17 protein-coding genes and 1 pseudogene are annotated in these 19219 nt (G+C 75.0%); 6 read left to right on the forward strand and 12 right to left on the reverse strand.

Going from position 1 to position 19219, the window contains the following annotated elements; all coding sequences use genetic code 11:
- The first annotated feature begins 17 nt into the window (after nt 1–17).
- On the forward strand, nt 18–1706 hold the full coding sequence (locus E2B92_RS26245) for a bifunctional 3'-5' exonuclease/DNA polymerase (protein WP_126887563.1): 1689 nt from the start codon (nt 18–20) through the stop codon (nt 1704–1706).
- A gap of 13 nt (nt 1707–1719) precedes the next feature.
- Here E2B92_RS26245 and E2B92_RS26250 read toward each other — a convergent pair whose 3' ends face one another.
- The 4 genes from E2B92_RS26250 to E2B92_RS26265 form a co-directional block, all read right to left on the reverse strand.
- Nucleotides 1720–2946 carry a hypothetical protein gene (locus E2B92_RS26250; RefSeq protein WP_126887564.1) on the reverse strand — a complete coding sequence of 409 codons (1227 nt, stop codon included), beginning with the start codon at nt 2944–2946 and terminating at the stop codon, nt 1720–1722.
- Between the two features lie 60 nt (nt 2947–3006).
- Nucleotides 3007–3519 (reverse strand): SigE family RNA polymerase sigma factor, encoded by a 513-nt coding sequence (locus E2B92_RS26255; RefSeq protein ID WP_126887565.1) that lies wholly within the window; start codon nt 3517–3519, stop codon nt 3007–3009.
- 205 nt (nt 3520–3724) lie between these two features.
- Nucleotides 3725–4117 (reverse strand): rodlin, encoded by a 393-nt coding sequence (locus E2B92_RS26260; protein ID WP_126887566.1) that lies wholly within the window; start codon nt 4115–4117, stop codon nt 3725–3727.
- 164 nt (nt 4118–4281) lie between these two features.
- Complete coding sequence (locus tag E2B92_RS26265; protein WP_126887567.1) at nt 4282–4674, reverse strand: rodlin; 393 nt, start codon at nt 4672–4674, stop codon at nt 4282–4284.
- 189 nt (nt 4675–4863) lie between these two features.
- Here E2B92_RS26265 and E2B92_RS26270 point away from each other — a divergent pair, with 189 nt between their 5' ends.
- From E2B92_RS26270 to E2B92_RS26290, 4 genes are all read left to right on the forward strand, one after another.
- On the forward strand, nt 4864–5244 hold the full coding sequence (locus E2B92_RS26270) for a DUF6479 family protein (RefSeq protein ID WP_126887568.1): 381 nt from the start codon (nt 4864–4866) through the stop codon (nt 5242–5244).
- 171 nt (nt 5245–5415) lie between these two features.
- Nucleotides 5416–6768 (forward strand): cytochrome P450, encoded by a 1353-nt coding sequence (locus tag E2B92_RS26280; protein WP_126887569.1) that lies wholly within the window; start codon nt 5416–5418, stop codon nt 6766–6768.
- 448 nt (nt 6769–7216) lie between these two features.
- Nucleotides 7217–7450: a chaplin gene (locus E2B92_RS26285; protein WP_126887570.1), complete on the forward strand. Its 234-nt coding sequence runs from the start codon at nt 7217–7219 to the stop codon at nt 7448–7450.
- Between the two features lie 209 nt (nt 7451–7659).
- Entirely contained in the window at nt 7660–9183 is a 1524-nt protein-coding gene (locus E2B92_RS26290) for a glycoside hydrolase family 26 protein (RefSeq protein WP_126887571.1), read from the forward strand.
- Between the two features lie 63 nt (nt 9184–9246).
- Here E2B92_RS26290 and E2B92_RS26295 read toward each other — a convergent pair whose 3' ends face one another.
- The 8 genes and pseudogenes from E2B92_RS26295 to E2B92_RS26330 all read right to left on the reverse strand — a co-directional run bounded on the left by E2B92_RS26295 (nt 9247) and on the right by E2B92_RS26330 (nt 18556).
- On the reverse strand, nt 9247–10344 hold the full coding sequence (locus E2B92_RS26295) for a GNAT family N-acetyltransferase (RefSeq protein ID WP_126887572.1): 1098 nt from the start codon (nt 10342–10344) through the stop codon (nt 9247–9249).
- On the reverse strand, nt 10341–11003 hold the full coding sequence (locus tag E2B92_RS26300; protein WP_235023988.1) for a lipopolysaccharide biosynthesis protein: 663 nt from the start codon (nt 11001–11003) through the stop codon (nt 10341–10343). Before E2B92_RS26300 ends, E2B92_RS26295 begins: the two co-directional genes overlap by 4 nt.
- Nucleotides 11000–12085, reverse strand: coding sequence for a glycosyltransferase (locus tag E2B92_RS26305; protein WP_133087709.1), 1086 nt, complete (start codon nt 12083–12085; stop codon nt 11000–11002). Before E2B92_RS26305 ends, E2B92_RS26300 begins: the two co-directional genes overlap by 4 nt.
- On the reverse strand, nt 12082–12816 hold the full coding sequence (locus E2B92_RS26310; protein ID WP_126889540.1) for a polysaccharide deacetylase family protein: 735 nt from the start codon (nt 12814–12816) through the stop codon (nt 12082–12084). The genes E2B92_RS26305 and E2B92_RS26310 overlap by 4 nt, the downstream gene beginning before the upstream one ends.
- Nucleotides 12813–14417 (reverse strand): lipid II flippase MurJ, encoded by a 1605-nt coding sequence (locus E2B92_RS26315; protein ID WP_133087710.1) that lies wholly within the window; start codon nt 14415–14417, stop codon nt 12813–12815. Before E2B92_RS26315 ends, E2B92_RS26310 begins: the two co-directional genes overlap by 4 nt.
- A 331-nt stretch (nt 14418–14748) precedes the next feature.
- Nucleotides 14749–16008, reverse strand: a pseudogene (locus E2B92_RS26320) (O-antigen ligase family protein); the annotation flags it as partial.
- Nucleotides 16008–17417 (reverse strand): exopolysaccharide biosynthesis polyprenyl glycosylphosphotransferase, encoded by a 1410-nt coding sequence (locus E2B92_RS26325; RefSeq protein ID WP_126889341.1) that lies wholly within the window; start codon nt 17415–17417, stop codon nt 16008–16010. The gene E2B92_RS26325 and the pseudogene E2B92_RS26320, both read right to left, overlap by 1 nt.
- A complete protein-coding gene (locus E2B92_RS26330) occupies nt 17414–18556 on the reverse strand; it encodes a glycosyltransferase (protein WP_399432248.1) in 1143 nt (380 codons plus the stop codon). The genes E2B92_RS26325 and E2B92_RS26330 overlap by 4 nt, the downstream gene beginning before the upstream one ends.
- Before the next feature lie 393 nt (nt 18557–18949).
- On the opposite strand from E2B92_RS26330, the gene E2B92_RS26335 reads away from it, so the two are divergent.
- The gene (locus E2B92_RS26335) at nt 18950–19189 is read left to right on the forward strand and encodes a chaplin (RefSeq protein ID WP_126889340.1); all 240 of its coding nucleotides are present in this window, start codon (nt 18950–18952) and stop codon (nt 19187–19189) included.
- The last annotated feature ends 30 nt before the right edge of the window (nt 19190–19219 follow it).

Consider the following 19219-nt stretch of genomic DNA (forward strand, 5'->3'; position numbering starts at 1 on the left):
GTGCCAGACTCGCATGCGTGAGCGAACGCTGGGTGGTGGACGGCACCGAGGACGGCGGGGCGCGGCTGGTCCCCCTCGGTCCGGACGGGCTGCCCGCCGGTCCGGTGCTGACCGAGCCCGACCTGGTCGGGGCGGTGCGGTCCCGGCCGGGCGTCGGCCGGTGGGTGTGGCGGTCCACCGGCGCCGTCCACCCCCGGCTCCTGGCGGCCGGGGTCCGGGTCGAGCGGTGTTACGACATGGAGGCCGCCGAGCAGTTGCTGCTCGGGCACGAGGGCCACCTGGGCGAGCCCCGCTCGGCGGCGGCCGCCTGGGCGCGGCTGCACCACCGCCCGGTGCCGCCCGATCCGCCGCTCCGGGCGGCCGAGCCGGGCGCGCAGTCACCGCTGTTCGAGCCGGCGACCGGCCAGGACCTGCCCTTCGAGGGCCTGCTGGAGGTGTACGCGGACCAGCAGCGAAGACACGCGGCCGCCGAGCACCCCGGCCGGATGCGGCTGCTGACCGCCGCCGAGTCGGCGGGGATGCTGGTGGCCGCCGAGATGACCCGGGCCGGTCTGCCGTGGCGGCCGGAGGTCCACCGGGCGGTGCTGCACGAGCTGCTGGGCGAGCGGTACGCGGGCGGGGGCGAGCCGCGCCGGCTGGCGGAGCTGGCGGACGAGGTGTCGGAGGCGTTCGGGCGCCGGGTCCGCCCCGACCTGCCGGCGGACGTGGTCAAGGCGTTCGCGCAGGCGGGGATCACCATCCGCTCGACGCGCCGCTGGGAGCTCGCGAAGATCGACCACCCGGCGGTCGAGCCGCTCATCGCGTACAAGAAGCTGTACCGGATCTGGACGGCGCACGGCTGGAGCTGGCTCCAGGACTGGGTCCGGGACGGGCGTTTCCGGCCGGAGTACCTGCCGGGCGGCACGGTCAGCGGGCGCTGGACGACCAATGGCGGCGGCGCCCTCCAGATCCCCAAGGTCATACGGCGGGCGGTGGTCGCCGACGACGGCTGGCGGCTCGTCGTCGCGGACGCCGACCAGATGGAGCCGCGGGTGCTGGCGGCGATCTCCCGGGACCCGGGGCTGATGGAGGTGGCGGGCCACGCGGACGACCTGTACACCCGCCTGTCCGACCGGGCGTTCTCCGGTGACCGGGACCACGCGAAGATCGCGCTGCTCGGCGCGATCTACGGGCAGACCAGCGGGGACGGCCTGAAGAACCTGGCGGCCCTGCGCCGCCGGTTCCCCCGGGCGGTGGCGTATGTGGACGACGCGGCGAAAGCGGGCGAGGAGGGCCGGCTGGTGCGCACCTGGCTGGGCCGCACCAGCCCCCGCGCGGCGGGCGCGGCGGAGGCGGACGAGGCGGGCATCCCCCAGGAGGGAGGGGAGGAGCCCCTGACGGACGGGGAGTTCACCCCGGGGTACGCCTCGGTGAACGCCCGCGCCCGGGGCCGCTTCACACGGAACTTCGTGGTGCAGGGCAGCGCCGCCGACTGGGCGCTGCTGATGCTGGCCGCGCTGCGGCAGGCGCTGTCCGGGATGCGGGCGGAGCTGGTGTTCTTCCAGCACGACGAGGTGATCGTGCACTGTCCCGCCGAGGAGGCCCCGGCGGTGGCCGAGGCGATCCGCACGGCCGGCGACACGGCCGGACGGATCGCGTTCGGCGACACCCCGGTGCGCTTCCCGTTCACCACGGCGACGGTGGAGTGCTACTTCGACGCGAAGTAGCCGCGCCGCGCCCCTACTTGAGCGTGAGCCAGGAGTCGTCGACGGCCACCGCCCGGAGCTGCTCCAGTGTGGCGGGCGGCGTCGTCCGGTTGGCGTCCCTGTGCGGGTACTCGGCGTTGTACGAGGTGATCGTGACGCGCAGGCCGTTCGGCCGCAGGGCGTCGACTCGCCACTCGGTGACGCCGTCGCCCTTCGCGGGCCGTTCCGAGGTGGCGATCCTCGTACCGTCCGGGAGCGTCTGGCTCCACCGCGGTTCCCCGTCGCCCGGGGCGCCCTTGGGAGTGAGCGTGGCCCGTAGGTGGCTCTTGGTCTTGTTCTTGACGTCGTACGCGATGATGTAGCCGGTCGCGCCGTCGCCCCCGCCGCCGCGGGGCGACAGCCCCTTCGGCGAGAGCCGCTGCAACCGCTCCATCACGTCCAGGCTCCGCGCGACGTGCACCTCCCGGCTGAAGAGGTCCGGGTTGGGAATGCCGTACTTCGTCATCGCCGAGTTCAGCATCCCGATCAGGCTGGACGTCTGCATCTCCGTGAAGGGGGTGTTCGTGCGGGTGGCCCGGCCCTCCTTCGGCAGACCGTTGTAGGTGATCAGCTCGACGAGGTAGCCCTCCTCGGAGAGGCTCAGCGAGCGCGCCTTGCGCAGCCCCTTGTCCTGGCTCAGCACGGTGGCCGCACCCCCGCCCCACGGCTCCGCGTGACAGCTCAGGGCGGGCGGCGTGAGCTTCGCGGGGCAGGTGACCAGCTTGCGGACGGCCGGGTCGTGACGGTCGGCCCGCTTGATGGACACCTCGACGAGGGCCTCGCCGAATCCGTCGTCGTACACCAGGGACGCGTTCGCCGGCCGCTTCGGGTCGCCGAAGTTGCTGGTGCCGCGCTGCTGGGTCAGCCTGCCCTTGGGCAGCACCCGCTCAAGGATCTGGATCATCTGGTCGGCGGAGACACGGATGTGCTGGTCGGGATCGTTCACTTCGGGGTTCGGCCTGCCGGTCGACGTCACGCCCGGGGACGGCGACAGCCGGCCGTCGGCGGCGACCTCCCGGGCGGAGGACGTGCCGAGCAGCCACCCCCCGTACACCGCCGCACCGGTGAACGTCAGCACGGCGGCCGCGGCCGCGCCGGCGCGGCGCCGCACCACCCGGGCGCGGCCCCGCCGCAGTCCGCCTTCCACGAGCGCGCGGTGGTCCGTGGTGAAGGCCGCGCCGGTGCGGCGCATCGCCTCGGAGACGTCGTCCTCAAAGGGCATGGGGAACCACCATTCGTGGGTCGTGTGACGTTCGTGGCCGAAGGGCCGGGGGGCAGCCGCTCAGCGCGCGGTGACGAGCTCGGCCATGCTGTCGCCGAGCTGCTCGCGGAGCCGGCCGAGCGCCCTGGTGCAGCGCGTGCGTACGGCGGCGGCGCTGACGTTCATGGCGGCGGCGGTCTCCTCGACGCTGCGGTCCTCCCAGTACCGCAGCACCACGACCGCCCGGTCCTTGGGGGCCAGCCGCGCCAGCGCGTCCAGCAGCGCCAGCCTCAGGTCGGGATCGTCGCCCGGACCGATGGCGGTCTCGGGAAGCTCGGCCAGCGGCCGCTCACCCGAGGAGCGCCGTCGCCGCTGGGTGAGGAAGGTGCGGACGAGGACGGTCTGGGCGTACGCCGCCGGGCTGTCGACACGCGCCATCCGGCCCCACAGGGCGTACATCCGCCCCAGCGTCTCCTGCACCAGATCCTCGGCGAGATGGGTATCACCGCTGGTCAGCAGGCAGGCGGAGCGGAAGAGATGCCCGGTGCGGCACGCCGCGAACTCCATGAACTCGTCCGCCCGGGACCTTCTCATGCCCTCCCCTTCGCCCCGCTGCCGTTGTTCTCCTCCCCTTTGACGCGGCGGCCCTCCCCGGATGTTTCACACGACTTTTCCGCTCACGAATCCCCGGCGTCCCCCGCGCCCGCGAACCCGTCCGCGCACACGAGGGCGGGCCCCGCATCCGTGGTGCCGGATGTGGGGCCCGCCCGTGCGGTGGCTGTGCGCGAAGCGTCCCGCGTCAGCCCCGGATCGCCGCGGAGGCGTTCTCGGAGATGACGTCCTCCAGGATGTGCGACAGGGCGCTGTCACCCTTGACCGCCGTGGAGTTCTCGACGCACTGCTGGTCCTGGGTGTCGTTCAGGATGTCCTGAACGCCGACGTTGACCAGGGCGATGATGTTCTGGACATCGGCCTGGATCGGCAGACCCACACACGGCTTGTTGAGCGTGCCCTGGACAAGGCCCACCTGCGGGCTCTGGTGGCCGCCCGTCACGGTGTTGCCGTAGATCTGCCGGGAGAAGTTGCCGTTCTGCGTGTCGATCCCGCGGTCGCCCACGGCGGCGGCCATCGGCGCGGACGCGCCGAGCACGGCCGCAGCGACGCCGGCGGTAGCCAGAACCTTCTTGATCATGGTTCATCCCATTCGTCGAGAGACCCGGGTGCTCGGGTCGTGCCGCGCCCGGCGTCGGGCGCGTGGGGGGTATGGCCGGGGAGTGGCCCCCGGGCGCGTGGCGGCGGACGCCACGCGATACCGCCCCGCGCGACCGAACGGCCGCGCGGGACGATGGCCTCGCGTCAGTCCCGGACGGACGCCGAGACGTTCTCCGAGAGGACGTCCTCCAGGATGTGCGACAGGGCGCTGTCACCCTTGACCGCCGTGGAGTTCTCGGCGCACTGCTGGTTCTGCGTGTCGTTGAGGATGTCCTGAACACCGACGTTGACCAGGGCCAGGATGTTCTGAACGTCGGCCTGGACCGGGAGACCGATGCAGGGCTTGTTCAGCGACCCCTGGATCAGCCCGATCTGCGGGCTCATGTAGCCACCGGTGGTCGTGTTGCCGTACGACTGGGTGGCGAAGTTGCCGTTCTGCGTGTCGATTCCGCGGTCGCCCACGGCGGCGGCCATCGGCGCGGAGGCGCCAAGGACGGCCGCGGCGACGCCGGCGGTGGCCAGAACCTTCTTGATCATGGTCCATCCTTCTCGTCGAGAGACCCGGTGCTCGGGGTCGCTCTGATCAACAGCACGGCACCGTTTAAGTTGCGCCAGGTCACCCGAAGAGATCAATCACCTAAAGCCGGATGAATGGCTTGAATGATGATCGGCCCGTCCTACTCGCATCGATGTCTGATCGGGGCAGGACCGGGGTACACGCCCCATATGGACTCTCTCACTACGTTCACCACGGAATTCGCCGCTAAGGACCATGTCGTGGGGATTGGTCCGCTGGTCGCCGGCATCCTCCTCGTCGGCTTCCTGATCGGCGCGTTCTGGCTCGGGCGGCGCATCCGGAACCGGGAGCCCGAACCTCCCAGGCCGGAGGAGCAGCCGCACCGGCCGCCGGACGCCGGGCTGCCCGGCGAGGCCGAGGGCCACCGCCGGCCCGCCGAGCTGGACGAGCGCGAGGACCGGGTGATGCCGTACGAGCTGAGGCACCAGAACACCGACCCGGACCCCTCGCCGCGCACCGAGAAGGACGCCAAGTGGGGCGGCGCCCCCAGCGGCGGCTTCGGCAGCGGCGGCCCGACCACGGGCGGCTGACCGCACCGCCCGCGTACCCCGCGCCCGGGCACCCACGCGCCACGCGCCCGGGGCGCGGCGGCATGTGCGCCATGGCTTGTCCGGGGCCCACGCCCGACCGGGCCCGCCACGCCGCCGCCGGCCGCCCGGCGGCGCCGTTTCGTGCCGGGGGCGCCTGGGCACCCGGGGGCCATGACCAGTACGGACACGGCCACGCACACCCCTGCCCGGGCGTCCGCACGGGACACCGCGCGGCTGGCGGCCCAGGTGATCGCGCCGACCCTCGCGGCCGGCGTCATCGCGCGCCGCCGCGCCGGGATGGCCCTCGCCGAGCGGTACGCCGTCGACCGGCGCGCCACCGGGCTGCTCACCGAGCTGCGCGGCGCCTACGGTCCCGGGCCGCTCCGGCTCGACATGGCCGGGCGGCACTTCGCGGTCGTCCTGCACGCCGGCGACGCCGTCCGTGTCCTCGGGGGCACCCCGGACCCGTACTCCCCCGCCACCCGCGAGAAGCGGGCCTCGCTGGAGCAGTTCCAGCCGCACGGCGTGCTGATCTCGCGCGGGACGGAACGTGACCAGCGGCGCGCCTTCAACGAGGCCGTCCTCGAGTACGGCCACCGGATGCACAGCCTGGCCCCCCGGATCGTGCGCACGGTGCGGGAGGAGACCGGCAAGCTCCTGGGCGCGACGACCGCCGGTGACGGCGAGATCGGCTGGGCGGAGTTCAGCCGGGCCTGGGACCGCACCGCCCGCCGCCTCGTGCTCGGCGACCTGGGGCGGGACGACACCGGCCTGACCGCCATGCTCGGCCGCCTGCGCTCCGCAGCCAACTGGTCCGTCGCCGCCCCGCGCCGCACCGCCCTGCGCGCCCGCTTCGAACGCCGCCTGCGCGCCCACCTCGACCGCGCCGAGCCCGGCAGTCTCGCCGCCGCCCTCGCGGCCACGCCCGCCGAACCGGGCACGGACCCGGCGGGTCAGGTGCCGCACTGGCTGTTCGCCTTCGACGCGGCGGGCATCGCGACCTTCCGGGCCCTGGCCCTGCTGTCCACGCACACCGCGCAGGAGACCCAGGTCCGCAACGAGCTGGCCGTCACCGACCTGAGCGAGCCCCGCCTGCTGCCGTACACCCGCGCGTGCGTACTGGAGTCGGTGCGCCTGTGGCCGACCACGCCCTTCGTGCTGCGCGAGTCGGTGCGCGAGACCGACTGGGGCGACGACGCGCTGCCCGCCGGCACCGAGTTCCTGATCTACACGCCCTTGTTCCACCGGGACGAGTCCCTGCCGTACGCCGACCACTGCACGCCCGAGATCTGGCTGGACGGGACCGCCCAGGGCACCGAGGCGCTGCTGCCGTTCAGCGCGGGCCCCGGCCGGTGCCCGGGCGAGGACCTGGTGCTGCTGGCCACCTCCACCATGCTGGCGGCCCTGCTCGAACGCCACACCTACCTGCCGGAACGGCCCGGCCGGCTGCGGCCCGACCGCCCGCTGCCGCGCACCCTCGACCACTTCGGCCTGCGCTTCGCGGCCCTGCCCCACCGGCCGTGAACGGTGAGGGCGCGCACACGGGCTGTGACATGATGCGAGAGCCTCGCCAAGGCTGCTGTGAACGGAAAGGTTCGGCATGGCTCCTCGCGCCGGTAAATGGCAGCGTGTGCCCCTCATCCCACAGAGCAGGCAAGCGACGGAGGCCGACACGGTCCCCGTCTATTCGTCGTTGACGCGCGAATGGAGAGCGCTGGGCCGGACGGTCCCGGGGCTGCCGGACCACGAATGGGACGTTCTGGTGGCACGCCCCGTGTGGCCCAGCCGTTGAGCCATCTGCTCCCGGTCGTAGCTCGGCGGTTCGAGTGAATCGGTGCGGAAAGGAGCCGCAGTGGTGTCTTTCCGCTTTCGCATTCGTTGTGATTTTCGCAGTGGAAGCCGGGCCTCCCCGGAGGCCCGTTCGTCACGAAATCCGTGGCAAGACTTCCTCCTGTGGAAAGGAAGCCGAACTATGAAGTGCAAGAAGGCTGCGGTAGCCGTCGCCGGTGTTGTCATGGCGCTGGGTGCGGCCGCGCCTGCTATGGCCGACGCGGACGCCGACGGTGCCGCCGTGGGTTCGCCGGGCGTTCTGTCCGGCAACGTCGTCCAGGTTCCGGTGCACGTGCCGATCAACGTGTGCGGCAACACCATCAACATCATCGCGCTGCTGAACCCGGCTTTCGGGAACGTCTGCATCAACAAGTGACGCGACATCAGGCCACGGCCGCGTGACAGCCGGTCCCGGAGCGCTCCGGGACCGGCTTTTCCGTGTCCGGCTGCCCCAAGCGGGCGATGAAATTCACCAACGGCCTACTGAGCGGCGGGACCGCGATCCCGATCGGCCCATTAAGAATACTTTTGCTCCCGAGTGACTGAGCGACAGGCGGCATGCCGACGCCCGGCGAAGGAGCGGACATGGGTCACCGGAGAGCGAAGACGAAGGGCACACGACGGGGGGTGCTCACCGCCGGGCTGCTGAGCCTGGTCACGGCCGGCGCGGTCCTGTCCGCCCCGGCCGGTCACGCGTCCGCACCGGCGGCCCTGCGGCCTCCCGGCGGGGACGCGGTGGCGGCTCCAACTGCGGAGGCGGCCCGCGAGACCCGGGGCCCCGGCCCGGAGGGCGACCGCGACACCGGTGCCCAGGCACCCGCCGCCGGTACGGGTACGGGGGCCACCGCGGGTACGGCCGCCCCCGCCGCGGCCGGGACCGATACGGGCACCGGGCCGGGGACGGGGGCGGGCCTGGAGCGTGCGGAGGCCGCCCCGGGCACGGGCGCGGGCGACGCCCCTTCAGACACGGGCACCGGCACCGGCACCGCGATGGGGGCCTACCTGGACTACGGGCCGCGCGGCATCCACCGCATGGCCGGGCTGCGCAAGTGGCTGGGCGGCACCGACCTCCGGGTGGGGCACACCTACCTGCCCGGCGACGTGTGGACCAACATCGAGGGCCGCCCCGGGTTCCTGGAGCACTGGGCGCGGTGGCGGCAGGAGCGGAAGGACCGGCTGTTCGTCCTGAACGTGCCCATGCTGGAGCGCAACGAGAGCCACCTGCCCGACCCCGTCGTACGGCAGTTGCTGCGGCTGGGCGCCGACGGGCGGTTCGACCGGCACTTCCGGGCCCTGGCCGAGCGCCTGGTGGGGCTCGGCGCGCCGGACACCGTCGTCGTCCTCGGCTGGGAGATGAACGGCATCACGTACTCGCACCGCTGCGGCCCCGACCCGGAGGCGTGGAAGGCGTACTGGAAGCGGATCGTCACGGCCATGCGCGCGGTGCCGGGCCAGCGGTTCCGCTTCGACTTCGCGCCCAATCGCGGGCAGGACGCCATCCCGTGGACCGCGTGCTACCCCGGTGACGACGTCGTCGACATCATCGGCATGGACTCCTACGACCAGCCTCCGGGCGAGAGCTTCGACGAGCAGGTGAACCAGCCCTACGGGCTCCGGCACCACGTGGAGTTCGCCGCCGCGCACGGCAAGCCGATCTCGTACCCGGAGTGGGGACTGTTCCGCAACGGCGACAACCCCGAGTACATGCGGGGCATGCTGAAGTGGATCGAGCGGCACAAACCGCTGTACCACACCATCACCGACTACTGCCCGCACGGTGTCTGGCAGTGCGACGAGAACCCGAAGTCCTCCGAGGTGTTCCGCACGATGCTCTCCGGCAAGGGCGGCCCCACGCAGCCGCAACCGGAGCAGCCGGAGGAGCCGGAGGAGCCCGGAGATCCCGAGCTGCCGGAAGAGCCGGAGGAGCCGCAGGAGCCCGAGCTGCCCGACGAGCCGGAGGACCCCGAGGAGGAGCCCGAGGAGCCGGGACAGGCGGGCCGGCCCGGCCAGGCCGGCTGCACGCCGCTGGACCTCGGCGACTGGGTCGAGCGGTGGCTCGGCCGCAAGCTGTGCGTCCGGTTCGAGTGGCGCCGCCACCTCGGCTCCTGAACGCCACCTCGGCTCCCGAGCCGCCCCGCCGGCTCCCGAGCCGCCCGGCTCCTGAGCGCCCCGTCAGCTCCTGAGCCGCCGCACCCACGCCCGGTCGCGCAGCCGGTCCGCCGCCCAGCGGCGGCCGGCCGCCGACCCGGCCAGGAGCAGCAGGAGCGGCGCGGTGCGGCGCCGGGCCAGCAGCAGCCGCTGGTTGACGACCGGTTCGGGGCGCCAGTGGCTCTTGTAGGGCTCCCGGCCGCGCAGCAGGCTCAGCGTGGCGCGGCCGCTGGCGCTGCTCTCCCGGGCGCCGTTGCGCAGCAGCAGGGTCGCCACGTCCACCTTGTGGGCGCGCAGCACCGGGTCGGCCCCGTACAGGTACCCGCCGGACAGCAGCGGTGACATCAGCGTCAGGTCCGCCGCGACCACGTCACCGCCCAGGCGGAACTCCGTCACCATCGCGTCGCCCGACTCCACCATCGACCGCACCGCCCGCTGCAGGTGCTCGGCGAACCGCGGCCGCAGGTGCTCGGGCGTCACCCCGCGGTCCGCCCACTGCCGGTGGTGCAGGTCCAGCAGCCGTCGCAGGGCGTGCGGCACCTCGGTGGCGGGCACCACGTGCTCCTCGATGCCCAGCTTGTCGAGCCGGCGCAGCTTGGAGCGGGCTCGCTGCGCGCGGGACGACGGCAGGCGGCCCACCAGGTCGTCGATGGGCGCGGCGGGCAGCTCCATGCAGACCGAGTCGGGCAGGCGGTGGCGCGGGCCGCGCCAGCACGCGTAGAGCCGCTGGGCGGCGGCCTCGGCCCGTACCTCCCGCAGGTCGATCACGGCGGTACGGGCCAGCCGGCCGAGCGCCCGGGCCAGCGCCAAGGCCGCCTCGCCGGCGTGCGCGTCGTCGACGAGCACGTCGGAGAAGTCCGTGATGGCGCCGCCCAGGTGGGTCAGCACCGGCACCGGGCCCCGCACCAGCCGCAGGGGCGCCGCCGCGACGAGCGCCCCGTCGCGGCGGACGAGCACCACGCGCAGGGCGCCGGGGACGCCGTACGACACCCACCAGGAGTGCAGCCAGGAGTGGGACTGGAACGGGGTGGCCGTGGCACACCGCCGGTACAGGCCCGCCCAGTCCGCCGCGAGCCGCCCGAACGCCTCGCCGTCCCGGCAGACCGTCACCTCCCACGTCATACGAGGGCCTCCGCCTGCGCGGCGGGCTGTGCGCCCGGGCCGGGGACTGAGCCGTACCGCGCCCGGCGCCGCCCGTACCGGGGCCGCACCAGCAGGGCGAGCCCGCCGAGCAGCCCGCCCGCGCAGCCGCCGACGAGCGCGGACAGCGACGCCGACGGCGAGACCGGGCCGGTCGGCGTGGCCGCCCGGGTGAACTGGAGGACCTTCACCCCGGTGCTGCCCTCGGTGTGGGAGCCCTTCTGCACGAGGGCCCTGGCGACGCTGTCGGCCATCCCCGCCGCCGCGGCGGCTTCCGGCGCGCGGGCCGTGATGGCGATCATCGGCGCGTCCGGCGAGGTCACGGCCCGGACGCTCGCGCGCAGGGTGCTCGCCGGCACGCCCGCCGCGACCGGGGCGTCGCCGACGACCGCGATGTCGGTGGCCACCCGCCCGTACGCCTGGGCCAGGCCCATCGCCCCGGCCGGGTCGGACTTCGCGGACGGGACGACGATGACGTAACTGGTCGCCGCGTACTCGGGCGTGGCCAGCAGCCCGTACGCGCCGCCGGTGAGGACGCCCAGCAGCGCGGCCGCCGGGACCAGCCACCGGCGGCGGGTGCGCCTGAGCCGGGTGAGCCAGCCGATCGCACGGCGTACGGCAAGGGACTGGGTGGTGGTCATCGACAACTCACTTCGTCGTAGAGGGACATCAACTGCCGGGCGCTGCGCGCGATGTCGTAGCGGTGGACGGCGGCGGGGACCGGGAGCCGCTCGCGGGTGTCCGGCTCCAGCGCGGCGACCACGTCCGCGACCGTCCCGCCGATCCGGCGCGCCCCGGGGGCCTCCCCGGGTGGCAGGTCGTCGAGCGCGGGGCAGGCCACGTACCGCACGGGCAGCCCGGCGGCCAGCGCCTCGACGATCGCGAGCCCGAACGCCTCGTCGGCGGAGGTGGAGACGAACAGGTCCATGGCGGACAGCAGCCCCGGCAGGCCGTGCGCCGGCACCCCGCCCGCCCACACCACCCGGTCCGCCACCCCGCACTCCCGGGCGAGCCGTTCCAGTCGCTCCCGCTCCTCCCCCTCCCCCACCAGCAGCAGCCGCGCACCGGGCACCGCCGCCACCGCCCGGATCAGCGTGCCGAACCGCTTGCCGGGCGCCAGCCGCCCCACCCCGCCGACGACGTACGCGCCGGGCGGGAGCCCCAGTCGCTCCCGCACCGCCCGCCGCGCCCGCGGGTCGTACGCGAAGCGCTCCACGTCGATGCCGTTCGGGACGACCCGGATGCGCCCCGGGCGCACGCCCCAGTCGGCCAGGCGCCGCGCCACCGTGTCGGAGACGGCCACCGTCGACGTGCCGAGCCGCTCACTGGCCAGGTACAGGGCGCGGGCGCCCCGGCTCAGGCGCCGCCCCTCGATCTGGGCGGCGCCCAGCGAGTGTTCGGTGGCGACGACCGCCCGTACGCCCGCCAGCTTGGCGGCGAGCCGCCCGTACACGCACGCCCGGTACAGGTGCGTGTGGACGACGTCGAAGGCGCCGTGCCGGATGAGCCGGGTGAGGCGGGGCAGCGCGGACAGGTCACGGTTGCCGCGCATGCCCAGGTGCGCGACCGGCACCCCGGCGGCGCGCAGCGCGTCGGCGACCGGGCCGGGGTTGGTGAGCGTGACGACACTGCTGCGGACCCCGCTCATGTGCGGGAGCAGCAGGGACAGTTGCTGCTCGGCGCCGCCGATGCCGAGCCCGGTGATGACGTGCAGGACCTTCATGAGACGCCCATCGCGACCGGGGCGCGCCGGACCGCGTGCAGCTTGCGTTTGGCGTGCAGCCGCCACGCCGTGTCGTTCTGGCCGATGTGCACCCGGGGCAGGGCGAAGACCCCGTTCACGGGTCCGGGGTCGATGGCGGCGGCGTACCCGTACCCCGCCTCCCGTACGGCCCGGACGGCGCGTCGGTCGACGTGGCCGTACGGGTAGCAGAACCCGTCCGGCGCCGTTCCCGTGATCGCGCGCAGCGCCTCCCGGCTGCCGGCCGTCTCCTCGCGCAGTACGTGGTCGGGGGCGTCCGGCAGCGAGACGTGCAGCAGTCCGTGCGAGGCGACCTCCATGCCGGCGGCGGCGCAGCGGCGGACGCCGTCCTCGGTGAGCAGCGCCTTGCGCGGGCCGAGCGCGTCCCAGGTGTTGTCGCCGCCGAGCCGCCCGGGGAGGACGAAGACGGTGGCCGTGCACTCGTGGCGGCGCAGCAGGGGCACGGCGTTGTCCAGGAAGTCGGCGTACCCGTCGTCGAAGGTGAGGCCGACCAGTCCGCGCGTGTCGCCGTGGCGGGCCGCGTACAGCAGCAACTGCCGCACGCCGACGCCGCGCAGGCCGTGGTCGCGCAGCCAGCGGAGCTGTTTGTCGAGGCGGGCGGGCGAGACGGTGACGTGGTACGGATCGTCGTCCGTGGTGTCGTCGATCGAGTGGTACATCGCCACCCAGAGGGGGATTCTCGGCTGGTTCATGAGCGGGCCTTCGCACGGCGACGGAACGGATGGGCGGAGCGGACGAGGGTGGGGACCACCGGGGCGCGCAGCAGGCAGGCGGTGGCGGTGAAGGCGGCCGTGACCGCGGCGCAGGCGAGCGGCACGGCGAGCGGCGGCGGTCCGGCCGCGCACCACCACCCGGCGCCGGTGGCGACGGCCGCGGCGGCCGTGAGGCGGGCCAGTCCCAGGGCCAGGCGCCGGGCGTCGAGCGGGACGCTCTGGCGGCGTACCCCGGCCAGGAGGAGGGCGGCGGAGAGGGTGATGCCGAGCGCGTTGGCGGCGGCGATGCCGGCGGCGCCCCACGGGCCCGCCCACGCCTGGCCGGCGGCGGCGGTCACGGCGATGCCGCCGAGCATGACGACGGCCGGGTACCACAGGGGCCGGGAGGCGGAGAAGTAGCAGCGCACGAGGGCGCCGACGAGCGTCTGGCCGAGCAGCCCGAGGGCGTACACCCGCATGACGGCGGCCGTGGCGGCGGTGTCCGCCGCGTCGAACGCGCCGCGCTGGAAGAGCAGCGCCACGATCTGGGGCGCGGCCGCCACGACGGTCGCGGCGCCCGTCAGGACGATCACGCCCGCGAGCAGCAGGTCGCGCTCGGCCCGCCGCCGCGCCGTGTCCGGGTCGCCCGCCGCCAGCGCCCGCGCGACGACCGGGAAGCTGACCGTGCAGAGCATCAGCGAGAGCACCATGGGCAGTTGGGCGACCTTCTGCGCGTAGTTGAGGTGCGAGATCGCCCCGGCGGGCAGGGGTGCGGCCAGGAAGCGCTCGACCAGGACCTGCGACTGGCGGCACACCGCGAACACGATCACCGGCGCGACCGCGGCCAGTACGAGCCGGGGCGCGGCCGCGGAGCCGGCGCGGACCACCGCGGCGGGCGTGCGCAGTCGCCGCCACAGGACCGGTGCCTGGACCAGCACCATCAGCGCGCCGCCCGCCGCGACCCCGGCCGCCGCCGCGCGCACGCCCCACTCCCCCGGGTCCAGGACGAGGACGGCGGTGATGATGCCGGTGTTGTACGCGGCGTAGATCGCGGCGGGCGCGAGGAACCGGCCGTGGGCGCGCAGCGCGGCGCTGCAGTACCCGGCCAGCGCGAAGGTGAGCAGGCAGGTGGCGGTCCACCGGGTGCAGTCGACGGCGAGCCGGTGCTCCAGCAGCCCGGGGGCGAGCACGCCGACCAGCCAGGGCGCGGTCAGCACGAGGAGCCCGGTGGCCGCGCTCATGCCGAGCACCGTCCGGGGGAGGGTGGCCCTGACCAGGGCGTGGACGGGGTCGTCGGGGCCGCCCGTCCGGCGGGCGAGGGCGGCGGCGAAGGCGGGGACGAGGACCAGGGCCATGCCGTCCTCGATCAGCAGGGTGGCCGCGAATTCCGGGACGGTCCAGGCGACGAGGAAGGCGTCCGTGCCGGTACCCGCGCCGAACGTGTGGGCCAGCAACTGGTCCCGGACCAGCCCGAGCAGGGCGCCCAGCGCCGTGAGGGCCGCCGTGAGCGCCGCCGCCCGTGCGAGGAGGCGCCCGGACGGCGCCCACGCCGGCTCCGCGGGCCGCGGGGGCGCCGCGACCGGTTGCGGGGCGTCAGCCATGCGGACCTCCGCCCCGGGCGCGGGCGGGTGCGGGGGTGCGGGCTGGGGGCTGGGCTTGGGCCGGGGCGGGTGCGGGGGTGCGGGCTGGGGCTTGGGCCGGGGCTGGGGCGGGGGCCGGGGCTTGGGCAGGGGCTGGGGCCGGGGCTTGGGCCGGGGCGGGGGCCGGGGCGGGGGCGGGGGCCGGGGCTGGGGGCGGCGTGCCGCGCGGGCGGCGAGGGGCCGCGCCTGCCGGGACGAGCCCGGCGGCCGGCACGGGCGGCAGACCCGCGGGGACGCCCGCCGCGCCCCCTGCCGCCCATCCCGCCGGGACGTCCACCGGCAGCCCCGCCGGTGCCAGGGCCCACCAGGCCGTGAGGCCCAGGGCGAGGGCGGTCAGGACGGTGGCCGGGCCGCCGATGTCCGCGTACACGAAGTCGACGAGCTGCCACACCAGCAGGCCCACCGCGACCAGCCCGCAGGCCGGCACCGCGCCGGCCCGGCGGGCGTCCAGCAGGCGCCGCAGGCCGCACACGAGCAGCGCGAGCCAGCTTCCCGCGACCGTCAGCAGGCCCACCAGCCCCTGCTCGCCCAGCACCAGCAGGTACATGTTGTGCGGCGACAGCAGGGGCCGGCGTTCGAAGCCCCGGCCGGCGCCCGCCGTGTCGCTGCCCGACGACAGGGCCAGCGAGGCGTGGCTGTCCCGGTGGTCGGGGAAGCCCTTGAGCCCGACGCCCGTGAGCGGCTCCGCGCGCCACATCCCGGCCGCCGCGGCCCACATGGTGTACCGGTCGGTGACCGAACGGTCCGGGGTGGCCGTGACCTGCGAGATGCTCGCGACCCGCTCCTGGACCAGGTGCGAGCCGACGCCCAGCCCGGCCACCAGCACCACGCCCAGCGCTCCCGCCGCCAGCCCCACCCGCAGGGCACGCCGGACCCCGGTCAGCACCAGCAGCAGCCCGCACGCCACCACCGTCGCGATCCAGGCGCCCCTGCTGAACGACACCACCAGCGGCACCAGCAGCAGCCCGCCGCAGGCCAGGGCCCAGGCCGCCGTACGGCGCCGCCCCGGTGAACCGAGCGCGATCCCGGCCGCCGCGACGATCCCGTACGCGACGACGGTCGCCATGCCCATCACGTCGGTGGGCCCGAACGTCCCCACCGCGCGGACGTCCTCGCCCATGTACGAGGCGCCCGTACCGGTCGCGTACTGCACGACCCCCACCGCCCCCTGCGCCAGCGCGAGGCCGATCAGAGCCCAGGCGACCACGGCGAAGTCCCGCCGGTCCCGCACCAGCAGCACCACGGCCGCGGGTACGAGGACGAACACCTGGAGGTACCGGGCGACGCCCGGCAGGCTCCCCGCCGGGTCGTGGGAGGTGACCGCCGCGGTGCAGACGCCCAGCACGGGCAGGCCCAGCACGACGGCCGCCGTCCGCGACAGCGGCCGCGCCCGGTCACGTGCCACGCGTACGGCGCAGAAGGCGACCAGCACGGCCGACGCCGCGTCGGCCACCGTGCCGGTGCCCTCGGCCCCGTCCGGCGGCGGGACGAGCAGCAGGGCGGTGACCGCGAGCACGGGCAGCACCGGCGTCCACCGGGTGAGCAGCGGCATCAGCTTCCCGCCGGGCGGATCAGCGAGGCCGCCGTGCGCAGCAGGATGCACACGTCCTGCCAGAGCGACCAGTGGTCGATGTAGTGGTTGTCGAAGCGGCACCGGTCCTCGATGGAGGTGTCGCCGCGCAGCCCGTGCACCTGCGCCAGCCCGGTCAGCCCGACCGGCATCCGGTGCCGTGCCGCGTAGCCGGGGTGGACGCGGCTGAACTGGCTGACGAAGTAGGGGCGTTCCGGGCGCGGCCCGACCAGGCTCATGTCGCCGCGCAGCACGTTCCACAACTGCGGCAGCTCGTCGAGCGAGGTGCGCCGGAGGAACGTTCCGACGCCGCTCATCCGCTCGTCGTGGGCGACGCTCCAGCGGGTGGCGGCCTCCTCGTCGTCGGCGGGGCGCAGCGTACGGAACTTCAGGAGCGTGAACAGCTTGCCGTCCTGGCCGACCCGCTCCTGCCGGAAGACCACGCCGGGGCCGTCCGACAGCCGGATCGCGGCCGCGCACAGCAGCAGGAGCGGCGAGAGGGCGGCGAGCATCAGTCCGGCGACGGTGACGTCGAGGACCCGTTTGGGCAGTCTGCCCCGGTGGCCGGGCGGCGGGTCCAGGCGCCGGCACGCGTGGCCCCACAGGTGCCGGCTCATCGGCGTGTCGCCGGCGGCGTCGCCGACGAGCCAGCCCACGCAGCCGTGGTGGCGCAGCAGTGCCACCAGTTCGGGCTGGTCGGCGCCGGTGAACAGCGCGTCGCGCACGCTGTTCTGGATGACGGCCCGGTGGATCTCCTCCGGGCCGCTCAGCACGGGCAGTGACGATTCGGCGTGGGCCGCCGCCCGGTGCGTGTCGACGATGCCGACCGGGCGGACGCCGTACTCGGGGTGCCTGGCGAGCATGGCGGCCAGGCGCTGCGCGGCGGGCGCGGGGCCGACGACGAGCGCGGAGCGCGGGTGCGCGCGGGCGGCGGCCCGGCTCCGGTGGTGCAGGACGGCACGGCACGCGCACACGAAGGCCAGGTGGACGGCGTACGCGGCGGACAGCGCCGCCGGTCCGACGGCCCGGTCCGGGTCCTGCGCGGCGAGGAGCGCGGCGGCCGCGCACCAGGCGACCGCCGCGCGCCCGGCGAGGGCGGGCAGTTCGTCGAGCACGGAGTCGGGTACGGAGGCGACGGCGGCGGGCCGGTAGAGGCCGGCGTACGCGTTGAGGGCGGCGAGGCAGGCGGTGAGCTGCATCAGCAGGGCGGCGCCGCGCTGCTCGGGGGCGAGCACCAGCGCGGCGACCAGGACGGCCGCGCAGTCGGTGGCGACGAGGGAGGCGACGAACGGCGGCGCGGGCACGGGGCGGCGCGGCGGCAGGGCCGGACGGTCCGCCGTGCCCCGGGGAGGGACGACGGTGGTGGCCGGGCTGGTGCTTTCCGTGGTCACTGGGGGATCGGCTCCGTGAGCTCGGGGCGCGGCGCGGCGGTCAGCTCGTGGTACACGTCCGCGATGGCCGCGCCGGACCGCCGCACGTCGAAGCTCCCGAGTACGTGGCGCTGGGCCTGGCGGCCCAGGGCCTCGCGCAGGACCGGGCGCCGGAGCAGCCCGGCGAGGGCGGCGCCGAGGGCGGCCGGGTCGTCGGGGCGTACCAGGCAGTGGGTCTCGTGGCCCGGCGGCAGGCTCTCGCGGGCGCCGTCCACGTCGGTGACGACGACGGGCCGGCCGGCGGCCATGGCCTCCAGGGGTGCGAGGGCCATCCCTTCCCACCGGGACGGCTGGACGACGAGGTCGGCGGCCCGGTACCAGAGCGCCGGATCGGTGACGGCACCGGCGAAGCCCACCGCCGCCGGGCCGGCCCCGCCGGGCGGGGCGGGGTGCCGCGGCGAGGGGGCCGGCCGGCCGGCGGCCGCGCGCAGGGCATCGGCGGCCGGGCCGTCGCCGACGAGGACGAGCCGGGCGTGCGGTACGCGGTCGAGGACGGCCGGCCAGGCGGTCAGGAGCGTGTCCTGGCCCTTCTGGCGGCACAGCCGCCCCACGCACACCACGAGTGGGTCGGAGGCGGGCAGGGCGAGCGCGGCGCGGGCGGCCGCCCGGTCCGGTGCCGTGGCGAACCGCCGGGCGTCCACACCGTTGTGGACCACCGACCAGGCCGCCCGCACACCCGCCTGTTCGCCGCGCCGCCGTTCCGCCTCGCTGACGCAGACGACCCGGTCGGTCCAGCGGGCCGCCCAGCGCTCCCAGCGCCTGGCCAGCGCACCGGTCACCCCGTCGACCGCCTCGAACGACCAGGCGTGCGGCTGGTACACGGTCGGCACCCGGCCGCGTACGGCGAGCCTGGCGGCGAGTCCCGCCTTCGCGCTGTGCGCGTGCACCAGGTCGGGGCGCACGAGGTCCACGAGCCCGGCGATCCGGCGGCTCTCGGCCACCAGGCCGGGGCCCGGTTCGCGCCCGGCCGGCCACGGGCGCACGTCGGCGCCGAGCGCGGCGGCCGCCAGCGCCAGCGGCGTACGGGGCGGGCAGGCGAGGACCACCCGCATTCCCAGGTCCACCTGGGCGCCGACCAGGTCGGTGACCACGCGGGCCACTCCGCCGTCACCCGGCTGGACAACATGCAACGCGGTGAATGGGGGACGCACGCGTGACCCTTTCTACGGAGCTGGCGGCAGTGAGGGGTCGGCGCTTTTCCGGCGCGCGGGCGAATGTCAGACCTCGGAATTCCCCAAATCGGTTCTCCGCTTTGACGAATGACGGCCGGCGAGAGGTACGTTATAACTCAACAAACACGACCAGAAGCATATGAAACACCGGCGGAGCAACTTCCTTATTGTCACGCCGCGTTCGCCGTCCGGCGTGTCGCGACGGGGGCGCCCACGGCCCGTGTCACCCATTCGGTCGCGCAACCGGCGAAATTCTGGGGCGTTGTTGGTGTAGCCGGCCACGTCGGCCGCTGTGCCTCACCAACCTAGGAGTTCCCCACCATGTCCCGTATCGCGAAGGCAGCCGTCCTGACCTCCGCCGTCGCCGCGTCCGTCGCCGGTGCCACCGGCGTCGCGCACGCCGACGCCGACGCGGATGCAGCGGCCGTCAAGTCCCCCGGTGTCATCTCCGGCAATGTGATCCAGGTCCCGATCCACATCCCGGTCAACCTCTGCGGCAACACCATCGACATCATCGGTGCGCTCAACCCGACTTTCGGCAACGTCTGCGTCAACGACTGACGCATTTCGCCGACGTCGTACGGCTCAGCC

The sequence above is a fragment of the Streptomyces sp. WAC05374 genome (assembly GCF_004353505.1).
Classification (GTDB): domain Bacteria; phylum Actinomycetota; class Actinomycetes; order Streptomycetales; family Streptomycetaceae; genus Streptomyces.